Origin of the sequence: Pseudomonas sp. G2-4, assembly GCF_030064125.1 — a bacterium.
GTDB lineage: Bacteria > Pseudomonadota > Gammaproteobacteria > Pseudomonadales > Pseudomonadaceae > Aquipseudomonas.
On the sequence record NZ_CP125957.1, the window covers coordinates 2,749,655 to 2,768,583 of the forward strand.

Genomic DNA, 18,929 nt, shown 5'->3' on the forward strand with positions numbered 1-18,929 from the left:
TATTAAGCATCCTTGGAGACGATAGCGAGCAGTTCGCTTTCAGACAGCGAAGCCATTTCTTGTTGCAGGTCCAGCAGCTCATCCGACTCGTACTGCGCCAGTTGCAGGGTGGTGATCAGGTCGGCCAGGGCCCCCAGCGACGGGTGTTCGAACACACCTCTGAGGGGCACTTCGACGCCAAAGGTCTCGCGTGCCCGGAGCGTGACTTGCACCGCCAGCAACGAATGGCCGCCGAGTTCGAAGAAGTCGTCGTGACGGCCGATCCGTTCCAGGCCCAGCAGGTCGGCCCAGATCTGCGCCAGCAGGGCTTCGGTTTCGCCGTTGGGTGCTTCGTATTGGCGATAGGCGAAGTCTTCGCTGCGAGGCGCGGGCAGGGCGCGGCGATCCAGCTTGCCGTTGGGGCTCAACGGCAATTGCTCGAGCACCACGAACGCCGTTGGAACCATGTAGTCCGGCAACTGCGAGACCAGGTAAGGGCGCAGCGTGCTACTGGCGTTGCGGCCGGCCAGGTGCGGTTCGACACTCAGGTAAGCCACCAGGCGCACCGCCCCCGGTGTGTCTTCGCGAGTGATGACCGCCGCCTCGCGCACGCCCGGCAAGGTCAGCATCAAGGCTTCGATTTCACCGGGTTCGATACGGAAGCCGCGGATCTTGACTTGCTGGTCGTTGCGCCCGAGGAACTCGAGCACCCCATCGGCGCGCATGCGCACCAGATCGCCGGTGCGGTACATCCGCGCTTCGTCGCTTGCCGCGAACGGGTCGGCAAGGAAGTGTTCGGCGTTCAGTTGCGCCCGGTCCAGGTAACCACGCGCAACCCCCGCGCCACCGACGTACAGCTCGCCCGGCACGCCGAGCGGTGTCGGCTGGCGCTGTTCGTCGAGCACGTACAGGCGGCTGTTGGGAATCCCTCGACCGATCGGCACCGTGCCCTGGTCCTCAACAGTGCAGCGATGCACCGTGGCCCAGACGGTGGCTTCGGTGGGGCCGTACTCGTTGTACAAGGTGATCGAAGGTTCAAGCCCGGCACATTCCTGTACCAGCTGTGCGGGGCAGGCTTCACCGGCCACGATCATCTCTTGCAGCGCGCCATGACCTTCCCCGGCAGCAAGGCTGGCCAGCACCAGGCGTCCCAGGGACGGTACGCACAGCAATGAAGTGATGGCCTGTTCGCCGATGAAACGAGCAATGGCTTCAGGGTCTCGGGCCGTTTCGGCATCCGGAATGCATAGGGCGCCGCCGCTGACCAGGGTGCCGAAGATCCCGGCCACGGAGCTGTCGAAGGCGATCGACGACAGCAGCAGGAAACGCTTGCCGGTCGCCGGCCCATACACCGCGCCACGGGCCAGCGTCGAAGCCACCAAGTTGTGGTGTTCGATCATCACGCCCTTGGGTTTGCCGGTAGAGCCGGAGGTGTAGATCACATAGGCCAGGTGCGCCGGGGTCAGACCGGTGCTGTCCAGGTGTGGGTCGCGGCTGCTCGATGGCGCCGCCAGTGCCTGTTCGATGGCCAGGTAGCGAGTGCCCTCCTGTAGCGTGCCAATGGCCGTGCGGCCGACCGTATCGGCCAGCAGCAGGCGTGGCCGGGCATCCTCGATAATCGAGGCCAGGCGCTCGGCCGGGTAGGTCGGGTCCAGCGGCACATAGGCGCCACCGGCCTTGAGAATCCCCAGTAGGCCACTGATCATCGCGACGCCGCGCTCAACGCAGATCGCCACCAGATCTCCCGGTTGAACCCCCGCCGCGATCAATTGGTGGGCCAGACGGTTGGCCTGGGCGTTGAGCTCGGCGTAACTGAGGCGCTGCTGGCTGTCGACCAGTGCACAGGCATCTGGTGTGCGGTGCACCTGCTCTTCGAACAGCTGTTGAATGCACCGCTGCGTCGGGTAGTCCACCGCGGTCTGGTTGAAGGTGTCCAGCAGCAGGGTGCGCTCCTCGGCGGGCAGCACGTCCAGTTCCATGAGCGAAATCTTCGGCGTGTACATCAAGGCCTGGGTCAATTGTTCCAGGGCGCGTTGCATCAGCGCGCAGATGCGCTGCGGATCCACCGCCCGCACGCTTTGCACCGCGAGGCCCAAGGCATCGCCGTAATCATTGACCGACAGGGTCAGCGGGTAGTTGCTCCGCTCGGCGCTGCCCAGGATCCGCATGCCCGGCCAGTGCAACGGGTTGTCACCGCGCTGGTGCCGATAATTGAGCAGACTGGTGAACAGCGGCAGTGCGTTGGGCACACCGCTGCAGCGCTGGGCCAGCGCCAGGGATGCCTGTTCGTGGGCCAGCAATTCACTGAGATCGCGGTGGGTCGCCATGACCTGGGCGTTGGCGCCGCCTTCGGCCAGTTGCAACCGCACCGGCAGGGTGTTGATGAACACCCCAAGGGCGCGCTCAGCGCCGGCCGAACCTTGCAGGCGACCGGCAACCACGGTGCCGAACACCACGTCATCACGGCCGGTGCAACGGGCCAGCACCTGCCCCCAAGCGACATGGAACAGCACCGCGGGGGTGATGCCGCGCTCCCGGGCCTGGGCCCGAATGCGCAGGTTGAGTTCGACGCTCAGGCGCACACTGGCTTCTTCGATGTGATTGCCATCGCCTTGCACTTCCAGCAGATCGAAGGGCGCGGTGGGGGTATCGACGTCTGCCAGTCGGCGGCGGAAATAGTCTTCGTGGACGTGCGTCGGGATGGCCTGGGTCTGGGCGATGAAGTCGCGATAGGGTTGTGGCGTCGCCAGACTGTCGCCTTGTCCATGGAGGATGGCGTGGATTTCTTCGAGGACGATTTCCAGCGTCACGTGGTCGCTGGCCATATGGTGGTTAAGCAGCGCCAGCATCCAGCGTTCGGAATGCGGGTCCTGGGCAATGCAGGCTCGCATCAACGGCGCTTGCCGCAGATCCAAGCGCAGTTGCCGGGGATCGCTCAGGGTTTCAAGCTGGTGGAGCGGGTCCTTGTGGGGATCGAGGGTGACGCTGTGCACCGTCAACCGCGCCTGGCGCTGCACCACTTGTACCGCTTGGGGCAAACCGTCCCAATGCACGGCGGTGCGCAGTATGTCGTGGCGATCGATCACTGCCTGCACGGCGGCGATGAAGGCATCGAGGCACTGGCGGTTATCGAAGTCGAGCATCGAGCGCATCAGGTAGGCATCACCTTCATGTCCCAGCAAGTGGTGGAAGAGGATGCCTTCTTGCAGGGGCGCCAGAGGATAGATGTCCTGGATATTCGCGGCGCCACCGGGGACGGCAGTGACGAGGCGTTCGAGCTGGGCCGGGGTCAGTGTCACCAGCGGCAACATCTCCGGGGTCAGGGCGGTGCAAGCGGCCGGGATGAGATTGGCCGGTGCCTGGAAGGTCTGGTCCTTGGCATTTGCCACGGCCTGGGCCAGCTCCCGCAGGCTTGGCGCACTGAAGACGCTGCGCACGTCGGCGTTCAGGCCTTGTTCGCGCAGGCGTTCGATCAGGCTGACCGCCAGCAGTGAGTGGCCGCCGAGCTCGAAGAAACCGTCGTGACGCCCGACACGTTCGAGCCCCAGCAATTGTTGCCAGATATCGGCAATCGCCAGTTCAACCGGACCTTGCGGTGCCTCGTAGGCCCTGCTGGCGTAGGCGTCCTGGCCCGGTTCGGGCAGGGCGCGGCGGTCGAGTTTGCCGTTGGGCGTCAGCGGGAGTGCCTCCAGTACCACGAAGGCGCTGGGCACCATGTAGTCGGGTAGGCGTTTCAACAGTTCGGCGCGCAATTGTTCGGCTGCGGCCGGCTCGCCGCACAGATAGGCGACCAGGCGTTTGCTGTAGGTCTCGTCCGCCTGGTGGTCGCGGGCAACGACCACCGCTTCGTGCACACCCGGGAGGGCGGCGAGGGCGGCTTCGATTTCACCCAGCTCGACGCGCAGGCCGCGGATTTTCACCTGATCGTCGTTGCGTCCCAGGTATTCCAGCGTGCCATTGGGCAACCAGCGACCGATGTCGCCGGTCTTGTACAGGCGCGCATTGGCCGTGCTGGAGAACGGATCAGCGATGAAGCGTTCGGCACTGAGTTCCGGTCGGTTCCGGTAGCCGCGCGCCACACCGACACCGCCGATATGGACTTCGCCACGCACGCCCACCGGCAGCAGTTGCCCGTGGCTGTCCAGTACGTGCATTTGCATGTTGCGGATCGGTTTGCCGATGGGGATCGACTGGTCCCGATACGTCGACAGGTCGCTGTTCACCCGGTGCCAGCCGACGACGCCGCTGCACTCGGTCGGCCCGTAGCCGTTCACCACCGTTGGCCGTGGCTCCACCAGTTTTTCCAGCATGGCGACGGGAATGGGCTCACCGCCCAATACCACCCTTTTCAGGCGGGACAAGGCTTGGTGCCGATCGGCAATCACCAGGGTGTGGAAGGCACTGGGCGACAGGTTGGTGTGGGTAATGCCGGCCTCGGCGATCTGCGCGACGATGGCACCCGGGCTGAAGGGTTCTTCGGCCAGGTGCAATTGGGCGCCAACCATCAGCGGCGCGAGGATGTTTTTCTGGGTCAGGTCGAAGTTGTAGGAGGACGCCAGCAGCACCGCGTCGTCCGCATTAAACGCCAGGTCCTCGATGAACCAGTCCAGCAAGTTGCGCAAACCGCGATGCTCGACCATCACCCCTTTGGGCAATCCGGTGGAGCCCGAGGTATAGATCACGTAGGCCAGGTGGCCGAAATTCAGGTCCGCCACCCGGGGGTTGCGGTCAGGGGCTTGCAGCAGCGATGGGCAACCCAGTTCGAGTGTCGCCAGGCCTTCTGGCATCGGCAGGTTATCCAGGTCTTGTTGACGAACCAGTACCCGAGGCGCGCTGTCGGCCAGCATGTGGGCCAGGCGTTCCGCCGGGTATTGCGGATCGAGCGGCACATAGGCCGCGCCGGCTTTCATGATGCCCAGCAAGCCCATCACCATCTCCGGGCTGCGGCGAGAGAAGAGGCCGACGGTGTCATCGGGTTGCACGCCCAGGGCGATCAGGCGGTGGGCGATGCGGTTGGCTTGGGCATTGAGTTCGGCGTAACTGAGCACTTGCCCGGCGCACACCAGCGCCACGGCGTCCGGGGTGCGTGTGGCCTGGGCCTCGAATACGGCGTGAGGGAAGCGCCCCGGGCTTTCGTCCAGGACGGTCGTGGCAGGGTTGAACTCCACCAGCAGTTGTTGGCGTTGCTGCGGATCCAGCAGCGGCAAGCTCGCCAGCGGTTGTGTAACGTCGACGAGCAGGGCATCGAGCAGGTGCAGGAAGTGTCGACTCCAGCCCACGACAGTGGCTTCGTCGAACAGGTCGGTGGCGTACTGGAACTGGCCGCTGAAGGTCTCGCCGTTGTCGTTGAGCGACAGGCTCACGTCGAAATGGCTGGTGCTGGCGGCCTGGGGCAGCGGGGTCAGGTTCAGTCCCGGCAATGCCAGGACTTGATCGCGCGGCGTGTTGCCCAGCACCAGCGTGGCCTGGAACAACGGGCTGTGGCCGAGACTGCGGGCCGGTTGCAGGGCCTCGACGATTTGTTCGAACGGCAAGTCCTGATGACTGTAGGCGTCGAGGGTGGTGGCCTTGATTTGGGCCAGCAGCTGGTCGACGCGGCGGTGGGCCTGGACGTCGATGCGCAGGGCCAGGGTGTTGACGAAGAAGCCGATCAGCGCTTCGGTTTCATTGCGTGGACGGTTGGCCACGGGTGTGCCGATCACCACTTCAGGCTGATTGCTCAGGCGCGAGAGCAGGATCGACCAGGCGCCCAGCAGTGTCATGAACGGGGTCAGGCCCTGTTGCTGGCTGAAGCGGCGCAGCTTGGCGCTCAGTGGCGCGGGGAGTTCCAGTGCCACGGTGGCGCCGCGATAGCTTTGCACCGGTGGCCGGCTGCGGTCGCTGGGCAGTTCCAGCAGCGCCGGCGCGCCGCTGAGGTGGTCTTGCCAAAAACGGGTCTGGGCCTGCAAGCGTTCACCTTGCAAATGTTGCTGCTGCCAGACGGCGTAATCGGCATATTGCAGGGCCAGGGGTGGCAGCGGATCGTCGAGGCCTTGGCTGAAAGCGGCGTAGAGGGTGTTGAATTCACCGATCAGCACGGCCACCGACCAACCGTCCGAGACGATGTGGTGCTGGGTGACCAACAGGATGTGTTCGTCTTCGGCCAGGCGCAGCAGGCGCCCGCGAATCATTGGCCCCTGGCTCAGGTCGAAGGCCTCTCGGGTTTCGACCTGGGTCAGTTGCTCTACGGCCTGTCGCCGGGCATCGGCGTCCAGGCTTTGCAGGTCGTGCTCCTTCAGGGCAAAGCCGATGTCGGCGGCGGCGAACCGTTGATGGACCTCGCCGTCACGGCGTTCGAAGGTGGTGCGCAGGCTTTCGTGGCGGGCGACGATGCGGTCCAGGGCGCGCAACAGGGCGTTGCGATCCAGGCTGCCGCGCAGGTGCAACGCGGCGGGCATGTGATAGGCGACGCTGGCGGCGTGGTCCAGCTGATCGAGGAACCACAAGCGTCGCTGGGCCTGGGACAACGGCAACGGCTGATCGCGGGGGACCACGCTGATTGGCTGGACGCGGGACTCGGCCGCTTGATCGACGCACTCGGCCAGCGCACGCAGCGAACCCAGGCCAAACAGCGTACGCAGGTCGATCTCGACCCCGAGGTCCTGATGCAGGTGTGCTTGCAACTGTACGGTCAACAGCGAATGGCCACCGAGTTCGAGGAAGCCGTCGTGGCGACCGACCTGATCCAGGTGCAGCAAGCCTTTCCAGATCTCGGCGATGGCGATTTCGGTGTCGCCCTGGGGGGCTTCGTAGGTTTTGCTTGCCAGGGATTCCTGACCAGGCGCCGGTAGGGCGCGGCGGTCGAGCTTGCCGTTGGCGGTGAGGGGCAGGGCGTCCAGGTGCACGAAGGCGTTGGGCACCATGTACTCGGGCAAATGCTTGAGCAGGGCGCTGCGCAGTTGCTCGGCCGGGGCCGGCTCGCCGCACAGGTACGCCACCAACCGGTTGTCCTCCCGGGCAATCACAACGGCATCGGTGATACCGACACAGCCCAGCAACACGGTTTCAATCTCGCCCAATTCGATACGGAAGCCACGGATCTTCACCTGGAAGTCATTGCGGCCCAGGTATTCCAATGTGCCGTCGGCCAACCAGCGACCGAGGTCACCGGTTTTGTACAGGCGTGCGTTCGGTTCGCGGCTGAACGGGTCAGCGATGAAACGCTCGGCGCTCAGCTCCGGCCGGTTCAAGTAACCCCGGGCGACGCCGACACCGCCAATATGAATCTCGCCAGCCACGCCCAACGGCGCCGGTTCGCCACGGGCGTCGAGCACGTGCACCTGGACGTTGGCAATCGGCCGACCAATGCTCGGACGTTCGCCCAGGTCACGGATCAAGTCGATGGTGGCGTCCACCGTGCATTCGGTCGGGCCGTACATGTTGTAGAAGCGGATGCTTGAGCAGTTGCGCAGTTTCTCCCAGGTCGCGGCGTTGATCGCCTCGCCACCGAGCAGCACGCTGACGGGCTGGTAGCTCTGGCGTTCCAGCAGGCCAGCGGCGAGCAGGGTATCGAGCTGCGACGGCGTGGAGTCGAAAGCATGCACCTGATGCTGTTCGAGGAAGTCCAGCAACTCGTGGCCGCTGGCCCGGATCAGTTGCGGGATGATCACCAGTCGATGACCGGAGAACAACTGCGAGATGCCTTTGATCGACATGTCGAAGAAGAACCCGGCATTCAGCGCCACGGTGGCCGGGGCTGGGCAATGCTGGTGGGTGGTGCGGGTCAGCACTTGCCAGAAGTTGAACACCGAACGGTGCTCGACCATCACGCCCTTGGACTGCCCGGTGGAACCGGAGGTGTAGATCACATAGGCCAGGTGCGCGGCTGTAAGGCCGGGTACCTGCGGGTTCACATCGAACGTCGCGTCGTCTGCCGCCCGCAGCGAATCGCTCGTGTCCAGCAAGAACACCGGCAGATCGCCGGACGGCAAGGTAAGCGCCGATTGGGTCAACAGTGCCCGAGGCTGACTGTCTTGCAGCATGAACGCCATGCGCTCGGCGGGATGGGCCGGGTCGATGGGCACGTAGGCCGCGCCGGCCTTGAGCACGCCGAGCAGGCCGACGATCATGTCGAGGCTGCGTTCGGCACAGATCGCCACGCGCTGATCGGGCTCGATGCCCAGTTCGAGCAGCTGCCCGGCCAGGTGATTGGCGCGACGGTTGAGCTGGCGGTAGGTCAATTGTTGGTTTTCATAGACCAGGGCCACGGCCTCGGGATTGGCCTGGACCTGGGTTTCGAACAGGGTATGGATTGGCTGTGCCGGGCCGAAATCCGTGGTGGTGTGGTTGAAGTCACTCAGCAGCAATTTCCGCTCGGTTTCGGGCAGCACGTCGAGGCTGCTGGCGAGGCGTTCGGGGGCTTGCTCGAGAGCCTCCACCAGCGCGGCCACGGCTTGGCCGAGATACGCGGCGATGCGTTGTGGATCGATGCCTCTGATGGATTGGGCCGTGAGGGAGAAGTCTTTTCCCTCATCCGCCACTGCTACTTCAATCGGATAGTTGGTGCGGGCTTCGTTGCTCAGGAACCTTACACCGTCCCAGGCCAGGATCTGCTCTTCGTTGGCCAGTGAGCCGCCTTCGGTCTGATGGCGGAAATTGAGCAGGGTGGTGAACAGCGGCAGGCCCGGGCCCACGCTGCTGCAGCGTTGCGCCAGGGCCAGGGATGCTTGTTCGTGGGACAGCAGTTCGCTGAGGTCGCGATAGGTTTCGTCCACCAACGCACGAACACCGACCCCGGCCAACTGGACTCGCACCGGCAACGTGTTGATGAATACGCCAAGGGCCCGATCGGCCCCCAGTGAACCTTGCAAACGGCCTGCGAGCACGGTGCCGAACACCACGTCGTCGCGGTCGGTGCAGCGTCCGAGGACCTGGGCCCAGGCGATATGAAACAGCACGGCCGGCGTCACCCCGGTTGCGCGAGATTGCGCGCGGATCCGCTGGCTCAGGGCCGGGTCGAGACGTACGTTGGCTTCCATTACGTGGGCACCGTCGCCCTGGACATCCAGCACGCCGAACGGCGCGGTGGGCTCGTCGACACGGCTCAGGCGGCGGTTGAAATAGTCTTCGTGGGCCTGCGGCGGTGTCGCCAGGATCTGCGCGACAAACTCCCGATAAGGCATCGGAGCCGGCAGGCTGGCGCCCTGGTTTTGCAACAGGGTCTGGATTTCTTCGAGCACGATCCCCTGGGACACGTGGTCGCTGATCATGTGGTGATCCAGCAGGGCCAACAACCAGCGTCCGGAGTGCGGATCGCGGGCGACGCAGGCACGCGTCAGCGGTGCCTGTTGCAAATCCAGGCGCATGTGCCGTGGGTCGCTCAGGCGTTCGAGTTGAACGCGCGCGTCCTCATCGGCAACCAGGGTGACGTGATCTACCGGTAGCAACGCCTGGCGCTGCACCACCTGAACGGCTTGTGGCTGGCCGACCCAATGCACGGCGGTGCGTCGAATGTCATGGCGATCGATCACCACCTGCAGGGCGGCGAGAAAGGCGTCGAGGCGCTGGCGGTCATCGAACTCGATCATCGAGCGCACCAGATAGGCGTCGCCTTCCTGCCCGAGCAGGTGATGGAACAGAATGCCTTGTTGCAGCGGGGCCAGCGGGTAGATGTCCTGGATGTTCCCGGCACCGCCGGGAACGGCGGCGACAATCTGCTCGAGTTGGGCCGGGGTCAGTTCCACCAGGGGCAACATGTCCGGGGTCAGGGCCGTGCAGCCAGCGGGAATGCCGTTGGCCGGGGCCTGGAACAGTGCCTCGTTATGGCGGCCCAGGACCTCGGCCATCTCCCGCAGGCCAGGTGTCGTGAACACGGTCCGCACCGTGGCGTTCAAGCCGTACTGGCGCAGGCGATCGATCAGGCTCACGGCCATCAGCGAATGCCCGCCGATGTCGAAGAAGCGGTCGTGACGACTGACCTGTTCGATGCCCAGCAAATCTTGCCAGACGGTGGCGACGATCTGTTCGACCTCGCCACGCGGTGCCTCATAGGTTCGGCTGGCGAAGGCGTCCTGGCCCGGCACGGGCAGGGCATTGCGATCGAGTTTGCCATTGGCGGTCAGCGGCAGGTTTTCCAGGTGCACGTAGGCACTGGGCACCATGTACTCGGGCAGGGACTCCAGCAACGCGGCGCGCAGTTGCTCGGCCGGTACCGGCTCACCGCACAGGTAAGCGACCAACCGCTTGCTGTCCGATTGCCCCGGTTGGCTCTCCAGCGGCACGACCACCACTTCGCGGACACCCGCAACAGCGGCGAGGATGGCTTCGATTTCACCCAGCTCAATGCGGAACCCGCGAATCTTGATCTGCGAATCATTGCGGCCTACGTAGACGACACCTCCGTCGGCGCGGTAGCGGGCGACGTCACCCGTGCGATACAACCGTGCGCCGGGCTCTAAGCCGAACGGATCGCTGATGAACCGTTCGGCATTCAGCGCGTCGCGGTTCAAGTAATGCCGCGCGACGCCGGCACCGCCGATGTAGATCTCGCCGTTGACCCCCACCGGCACCGGTTGCTGGTACTCGTCGAGGATGCGCAGGCACAGGTCCGGCAGCGGCGGGCCGATCAGGCTTGGCGCGCCGCTGTCGATTTCAGCCTGGCTGATCGGGTAATAAGTGGCATGCACGGTGATTTCGGTGATCCCGTACATGTTCACCAGACGGGTGCGGGACAGCGCGGTGCGCGCGGTCCATGGCCGCAGGCTGCGGAAGTCCAGGGCCTCGCCGCCGAAGATTACTTCGCGAAGGGTGTGTTCCTGGTCACTGCGCTCACGGGCTTCGCTCAATTGGCGGAAGGCGCTCGGCGTCTGGTTCAGGACGGTGACCTGCTGCTGGCAGACCAGTGCGTAGAAGTCGTCGGGCGAACGGGCCACGTCACTCGGGACAATCACCAACTTGCCGCCGTAGCTCAGTGCGCCCCAGATTTCCCAGACCGAGAAGTCAAAGGCAAAGGAGTGGAACAGCGTCCACACGTCGTTGCGGCCGAAGTCGAATAGTTCGGCGGTGGCGTCGAACAGTCGTGCGACGTTGCCGTGCTCTACCAACACACCCTTGGGCAGTCCGGTCGAACCCGATGTGTAGATGACGTAGGCCAGATGCTGGGGCGTCAGGCCAAGCGCACTGGCCTCGAGGTTGTAGTCCAGGGACTGATCGTCTGCCGCGACGTAATCATCGAGATTCACCACCGGCACAGCATGCTCGGGTAACACCTCGAGGCAGGCCGGCTGGGCCAGCAAGGCCACCGGGCTGCTGTCGCCCAGCAGATAGCCGAGACGCTCAGTGGGGTAGGCCGGATCCAGCGGCACGTAAGCCGCTCCGGCTTTGAGCACGGCCAGGACTGCGCAAACCATTTCCACGCCACGCTGGGCCAGGATCGCCACCCGGTCATCGGGACGCACGCCTTGGGCGAGCAATGCCCGGGCGATGTGGTTGGCGCGGCGATTGAGCGCCTGATAAGTCAGTTCGAGTTCGCCGAAGACCAGGGCGATGGCCTGGGGTTGGGCGGCGGCAAGTTGTTCGAAACGCTGATGAATCAGCCACTGCGGATCGAACACGGCTTTGGGTGGCCGCGCCGCGGGTGAAGCCTGGCGCTGGGCCGGGCTGAGCAATGGCAAGCCGAGCACGGGTTGTTCGGCATCCTCGACCATGGCTTCCAGCAGGGTCTGGAAATGCTGGGCGAAGCGTTCCACGGTGGAGCGGTCGAACAGGTCGCTGGCGTACTCGAACCTGCCACTGATGGTGTCGCCGTTGTCGTTGAGCGACAGGCTGACATCGAACTGAGTGGTGTCGATGGCCTGGGGCAGCAGGCTCAGATCCAACCCCGGCAGCGCCAAGGCCTGGTCATGGGGGGTGTTGCCGAGCACCAGCATCGCCTGGAACAGCGGGCTGTGGCTCAGGCTGCGCTCCGGTTGCAGGGCTTCGACGACCTGTTCGAACGGCAAATCCTGATGACTGTAAGCGTCAAGGGTGGTGGCCTTGACCTGGGCCAGGAACTGATCGAGACGGCTGTGGGCGTGGACATCGATGCGCAGGGCCAGGGTATTGACGAAGAAACCGATCAGCGCCTCGGTTTCGCGGCGCGGGCGGTTGGCCACGGGCGTGCCGATCACCACTTCAGGCTGATTGCTCAGGCGCGAGAGCAGGATCGACCAGGCCCCCAGCAGCGTCATGAACGGGGTCAGGCCTTGTTGCTGGCTGAAGCTGCGCAGCCTGGCGCTCAGTGCTGCCGGGATTTCCAGCGCCACGGCGGCGCCGCGGTAGCTTTGCACCGGCGGCCGGCTGTGGTCGCTGGGCAACTCCAGCAGCGCGGGGGCGCCGGCGAGGTGGTCTTTCCAGAACCGGGTCTGGGCCTGCAGCCGCTCACCTTGCAGGTGTTGCTGTTGCCAGGCAGCGTAGTCGGCGTATTGCAGGGCCAGGGCTGGCAGTGGATCGTCGAGGCCTTGGCTGAAAGCGGCGTAGAGTTCGTTGAACTCACCGATCAACACCGCCACCGACCAACCGTCGGAGACGATGTGGTGCTGGGTGACCAGCAGGATGTGCTCGTCTTCGGCCAGGCGCAGCAGGCGTCCACGAATCAGCGGCCCTTGGCTCAGGTCGAAAGCTTCGCGCGCTTCGGCCTGGGTCCATTGCTCGACGGCCTGTTGGCGGTCCGCGGGGGCCAGGGCTTGCAGATCGTGCTCGACCAGGGCGAAACCGCTGTCGGTGGCGGCGAACCGTTGATGGACTTCGCCGTCACGCTGCTCGAAGGTGGTGCGCAGGCTTTCATGCCGGGCGACGATACGGTCCAGGGCCTGCTGCAAGGCGTTGCGATCCAAGCTGCCGCGCAAGTGCAACGCGGCGGGCATGTGATAGGCGACGCTGGCGGCGTGGTCCAGTTGATCGAGAAACCACAAGCGTTGCTGAGCCAGGGACAGCGGCAACGGCTGGTCGCGGGAGATCACGGCAATCGACTGGCGCTGTGACTGGCTGGCCTGTTCAACACGCTGGGCCAGTTCGCTCAACGAGGTCTGGGCGAACAACGTGCGCAGGTCGATCTCGACGCCCAGGTCTTGATGCAGGCGCGCTTGCATCTGTACGGTCAGCAGCGAATGACCGCCGAGTTCCAGGAAACTGTCGTGGCGACCGACCTGATCCAGGCCGAGCAAGGACTGCCAGATCGCGGCAATGGCGATTTCGGTGTCGCCCTGAGGGTCTTCGTAGGTTTTGCTCGCCAGGGATTCCTGGCCGGGTGCGGGCAAGGCGCGGCGGTCGAGCTTACCGTTGGCGGTGAGAGGCAGAGTGTCCAGATGCACGAAGGCACTGGGCACCATGTACTCGGGCAAATGCTTGAGCAGGGCGCTGCGCAGTTGCTCGGCTGGGGCCGGTTCGCCGCAGACATAGGCGACCAGACGCTTGCTGTCCGGTTGCCCGGGGGTGTCTTCCCGGGCGATCACCACCACTTCGCGCACGCCGGGGCACAGCGCCAGCGCCGCTTCGACTTCGCCGATCTCGATGCGCAAACCGCGAATTTTCACCTGGAAGTCGTTGCGGCCCAGGTACTCCAGCGCACCGTTGGCAAGCCAGCGGCCAAGGTCGCCAGTCTTGTACAAGCGTGCATTCGGTTCGTTGCTGAACGGGTCAGCGATGAAGCGTTCGGCGCTCAGCTGCGGTTGATTCAGGTAACCCCTTGCCACGCCGATGCCACCGATGTGGATTTCCCCGGCGACACCCAATGGTTGGGGTTCGCCACGGCCATCGAGCACATGCATCTGGGTATTGGCGATTGGCCTGCCAATGGGCACGCTTTCGCCGGGATCACTGGGGAGACATTGCCAGGCGGTCACGTCGATGGCGGCCTCAGTCGGGCCGTACAGATTATGCAGCTCGATGCCTGTCAATTGCCGTTCGAAGCGCCGTTGCAGGCTGCGGGGCAGGGCTTCGCCACTGCACAGCACTCGCCGCAGGTCAGGAAACCCCTGGCTGTCGCGGTGTTCCAGGAACACGTCGAGCATCGACGGCACGAAGTGCAGCATCGTGATGCCGGCCTGGCGCATCAGTCGGGCCAGGTAGTCCGGCTCCTGATGGCCTCCCGGGCGGGCCATGACCAGTTCGCCGCCCGCCAACAGTGGCAGGAAAAACTCCCAGACCGACACGTCGAAACCGAACGGGGTCTTTTGCAGGACCCGGTCGCTGGCGTCGACGCTGTATGCGTCCCGGGCCCAGAGCAGGCGGTTGACCACCCCCAGGTGTTCATTCATCACGCCTTTGGGGGTGCCGGTTGAGCCCGAGGTGTAGAGCACGTAGGCCAGGTGTCGCGGCGTCAGGCCCAGGGTCTGCGGGTCTGGATTATGTGCCGGTTGCGTGGTCAGTTGCCCGTGGTCTTCATCGTCATCCAGGGTCAGCAACGGCATGTTCAACGCTGGCAACGAGTCCAGCAGCCCCTGGCTGCTCAGCACGGCCAGGGGGGCGCTGTCGTCAAGCATGAAGGCCTGGCGCGCGCTCGGCAGGTCTGGATCGATCGGCACGTAGGCGCCGCCGGCCTTGAGGATCCCCAGCAGGGCGACGACCATTTCCGGACCGCGCTTGAGGCTCACGGCCACGCGAGCGTCCGGCTTCACGCCGAGTTCGATCAGGCGATGGGCAAGCTGGTTGGCCTGGCGATTGAGTTGTGCGTAGCTGAGCAGTGGCCCGGTGTCGTCGCGTACGGCGCAGGCGTCCGGGCGCTGCTCGGCCTGTTGTTCGAACAGCGTGTGGATCAGCACATCCTGGGGGTATGGGCGGGCCGTGGCGTTGAATTCGACTTGCAAGCGTTGCCGCTCGGCCTGGCTCATCAGCGGGAACTCGCCCACCGGGGTGTCATAGCGCTCCAGCACCGCTTCGAGCATCGCGAGCATGCGTTGTTGCAGATACCGGGCTTCTTCCAGGCTGAAGTAGGCGGTGTTGAAGTTGAAGTCAAGGTGCACGTCTTCAAACGGATGGTAGTCGCGGACGAAGATCGCCATGGGCGTCTGCTCATAGCCGTTATCCATCGTGATCACGCGAGATGACGTGCCACCGAACTGATCGTCGCCGTCGAGGCTTTCGAACGACAGCGAAACGTCGAACAGTTGCCGACGGCCAGTTTGCGGCAGGCGCAGGGTGCGGTTGAGTTCGGCAATCGGGAAGCGCTGATGGCGGTAGCAGCGGCGCAGTTGCCCGCCGGCAGTGTGCATCAGCTCCAGCAGAGAGGCCTGGGGATCGACCGGTAGGCGAATCGGGCTGACCGAGGAAAACATGCCCGCGGTTTCTTTTGCCCGGGCCGTCGTACGGTTGTGCACGGGCATGCCGATGACGATTTCATCGACCCCCACGGTGCGGCAGAAATAGGTGGCGACCACGCTGATCAGCACATGGGCCACCGACAGGCTGCGCTCGCTGGCGAACTGTGTCAGCGCGTTGTACAGCGCTCGCGGCAGCATCGCCTGGACCTGCTCGCTCGGCGCCAGTTCGTTAGCCTGCCCGGTTTTGAAATCGGCCCGGCGTTGCAGCAGTGAGGGCGGCAATTGCGCGTAGGTTTCCTGCCAGAACGCACGGTCCCGCTCATAACGGGAAGACTGCAGGTAAGCCCGGTCATCCTCCAGGAATGACAGGTAGGAGTGCCCCTGGGCGACCTCTTCATTGCCGGCCAGTAGCGCATTGTAGGCCGCCCCCACGGCATGGCCGATCAACGCAACGCCGATGCCGTCGGTGACCAGGTGGTGGTAGCGGTTGAGCCAGTAGTGGCGGTGCGGGCCGCAACGGACCATGCGCGCTTCCCAGAGCTGGCCGGTGAGCGATTCGAATGGTTGGCGGAAGGCGTTGCGCAGGTAGTCCATGGCCAGGCCGGCCTCGGCGTCGGCCTCGGAAAATTCCACCACTTCCAGGTTCACCTTGACCTCGGGCAAGACCCGCTGACGGCCGATGCCGCCCTCATGGCTGAAGCTCAGGCGCAGGGTGTCGTGGCGGTTGGCAACCAGCTCGATGGCTTTCTCGAACAGCGGGATGTCGATCTCGCCCATGATCTCCAGGGACATGCCAATGTTGTAGTAGGGCAGGTCTGGGTGCGCGAGTTGATCGAGCCAGATGCCCTGTTGGACCGAGGCCAGTTCATGGGACGCGGAGTCTTGTTCGGGCAGCTTGGCGATCGAGGAATCCATGTAGGAGCACCTGTTTGCAAATCATGAGTTCGTTTCCGGTCACAGGGCAGCGCTGCACAGTGATCAGGACGACGGCATGTCGGCGGGACGAAAGAAAATAGTGGGAAAAAACTAGAACATCCGTTGAGTGATGTCTGTCATGGGAAGCAGGGACAACCACGGGAAACGGGGCATTGCGGTGCTTGGGCAGGGTGGCGCGAGTCTGTTATACCAACGGCCCTGAGTGTGTTTGCGAGGGTCGAAAATGCCACTAATCACCGAGTCGGATCGTCCAGCCTCAAAGTTCTGGAGCCTGTCCCGTTTCCCCAATCACCCCAAGGCCGGACCGGTCGAGGTGATCGATGCGCTGACGATTTCCAATGAGCAATTCACCCGCCAGTACGTGAATTACAACCGTCCTTGCCTGGTTAAGAATGCGGTGCGGCACTGGCCGGCGTTCCATAAGTGGAACCTCGACTACCTCAAGGCGCATTCGCGCAACAGTTCGGTGAAGGTGCGTTCGAAGATCGTCTCGGAGGTCATCGGCTGGTCGAAGCCCGAGGTCAAGGCGGCGATGACCGAGTACGCGAAAACGGTCTTCCAGGAAGTGCCGTTCCATGAGTTTCTCGACAGGCTTGGCGAGGGCGATGATCCGCAGGTGGCCGACAGTTGCCGCTTTTCCAAAGGCTCTGCCATCGAGCAGATGAGGGAAGACGTCGGTGGCCTGCCCTTCATGCCGACGCTGTCCAAGCCCCGGCACTATCCACCCCATCGCAGTTTCCTGTACCGCAACTCCTACACCGATTGGCATTTCCATGTGGTCGATGAGACCTTCATGGCCCAGGTAGTCGGTGCCAAGGAAGTGCTCTTGCTGCCGCCGGACGAGGCCAGCTGGCGGGCGCTTCGGCCGGTGGTCGAGGAGGCGGGTTATCTGTACGACATCGACACCCAGCGCTTCCCGGGCACTCGGGGTTTGCATGCATTGCGCACGGTGGTGGAACCGGGCGATGCGTTGTACATACCGGTCTATTGGTGGCATGCGGTGCAATCGATGGATGACGCATTCGGCGCGACCGTTGCCGCGACATTCCCGACCCCCTTGCATGTCAGTGGCGATATCCGCTCGCCCATTGCCAGGCGGGTATTGCGCACCTTTCTGTTTTCCCGTTATGCGCCGTTGGTGCTGGGGGTAGTGGCCTATTCCCTGGTTTATCGACTGGGGCGCAGCCTGATCGGTGCCGGCAAGCCCCGCGATGCGCGCACATGAGCCTCAGGAGCATCCACCAACGATTCGACCTCGGACGCAGTTTCTATTTCCTCTGGTGCGGTGAATCGTTGGCGGTCGTCGGTACGACGATGATGGGCTTCGCCCTCGGCGTCTGGGTGTACTCCCATACCGGCTCGGCGGTGGCATTCACCAACGTGATATTGGCGGCAACGTTGCCGGCGATTGTGTTCTTGCCCTTGGCGGGAGGGCTGGCCGACCGGATCAGTCACCGGGTGATCATTGTCTGTTGCGATGTAAGCCTGGCGGTGCTGCTGCTGGGGATCATGGCGTTGCTCTGGCTCGATCGCCTGGAGCCCATGCATCTGTACATCTTCAATGGCTTGGCTTCCATCGTCGCGGCTTTCCGCAAACCGGCGTACCAGGCAGCGGTCAATACGATTGTCGCCCCGGAGAAATTCACCCGGGCCTCGGGGCTGATAAGCATCAGTAAAAACGTTTCGGCGCTGGTGGCACCGCAAATGGCCGGGATTATCATGGCCAAGGCCGGCCTGGTGATGATCCTGGGCCTGAACGTGGTGACCTTTTGTTCCGGTACCTTGCTGGTGATCAAGGCGTTTTCCCATGTGCGGTTCGCGCCGGAGCGGCTGCACGGTACCGGCAAAGGCCCGGTGTTTCGCAGTGTGCTGGGCAATATTGCCTCGGCGCTGAAGTTTTTCTCCGCCGGGCACCTGATGGCCTGGCTGTTGGTTTACACCGTGGTACGCAACGCGCTGCTTTCGCTGGCGACCGTCATGATGACGCCGTTGGTGTTGTCCACCATGAGCAGCCAGATGCTGGGCATGGCCTACACATGGTCGGCCCTGGGCGGGTTGTTTGGCGCCGGGCTGCTGATTCTCATCGGCCACCCGCGCAAGTTGATGGCGTTGGTGGGGGTGGCCGATCTGTTGTTGGCCGCCTGTGTCATTGCCTTGGGGGTGGTTTTGCATCCCGTTGCCTACTGTGCCCTGGCGTTCTTCGCCATCACCTCGGCATGCGTCGCCGATGCCTGTGTGACCTCCCTGTGGATGCACAAGATTCCCAGCGGTAATCGCGCCAGTGTGTTTGCGCTGATCAACATGTTGACCATTGCTGCCACCAGTCTCGTGATCTTCGTCGGTGGTGTGTTGGTGGACCACTGGTTCCAGCCGGCGCTGCAGCCCGACGGCCTCTACGCCGATTCGATCGGTCTCTGGCTGGGGGTGGGCGCGGGACGTGGCGTGGGCTTGCTGTTCGTGGTGGCCGGCGCGCTTTTTGCGCTCCTGCCCCTGGGTGTTTTGCTCTATGGGCCGATGCGCCGTCTGGCCGAGACCCAGCCGCAGGCAGCGGCCATACAGGCGAGCGACAGTCCCCCGGTCAACGCCCTGTGATACCGGGCCTGGCCTGTTGTACCGGATTCCCGTGACAGACAGGCCGGGGGCGGTGGGTCAACCTTTGCCGAGCTTTTGCCACCCCCGCACCCGGGCCTGGCAGACCCGTGTTTGCATCGCCATTAGAGCCGACAACCTCGATAAAAA

3 protein-coding genes are annotated in these 18,929 nt (G+C 64.1%); 2 read left to right on the forward strand and 1 reads right to left on the reverse strand.

The features are described from left to right. Nucleotides 1–2 precede the first annotated feature (2 nt). A complete protein-coding gene (locus QNH97_RS12220; protein WP_283557053.1) occupies nucleotides 3–16,169 on the reverse strand; it encodes a non-ribosomal peptide synthetase in 16,167 nt (5,388 codons plus the stop codon). Nucleotides 16,170–16,413: 244 nt separating this feature from the next. Here QNH97_RS12220 and QNH97_RS12225 point away from each other — a divergent pair, with 244 nt between their 5' ends. Beyond that, nucleotides 16,414–17,415 carry a cupin-like domain-containing protein gene (locus QNH97_RS12225; RefSeq protein ID WP_283557054.1) on the forward strand — a complete coding sequence of 334 codons (1,002 nt, stop codon included), beginning with the start codon at nucleotides 16,414–16,416 and terminating at the stop codon, nucleotides 17,413–17,415. After that, nucleotides 17,412–18,782: an MFS transporter gene (locus QNH97_RS12230; protein WP_283557055.1), complete on the forward strand. Its 1,371-nt coding sequence runs from the start codon at nucleotides 17,412–17,414 to the stop codon at nucleotides 18,780–18,782. The genes QNH97_RS12225 and QNH97_RS12230 overlap by 4 nt, the downstream gene beginning before the upstream one ends. Nucleotides 18,783–18,929: the final 147 nt, after the last annotated feature.

Coding starts and splice junctions, on each gene's coding strand:
- QNH97_RS12225 (WP_283557054.1), top strand. CDS start 16,414: ATGCCACTAATCACCGAGTCGGATCGTCCAGCCTCAAAGTTCTGGAGC.
- QNH97_RS12220 (WP_283557053.1), bottom strand. CDS start 16,169: ATGGATTCCTCGATCGCCAAGCTGCCCGAACAAGACTCCGCGTCCCAT.
- QNH97_RS12230 (WP_283557055.1), top strand. CDS start 17,412: ATGAGCCTCAGGAGCATCCACCAACGATTCGACCTCGGACGCAGTTTC.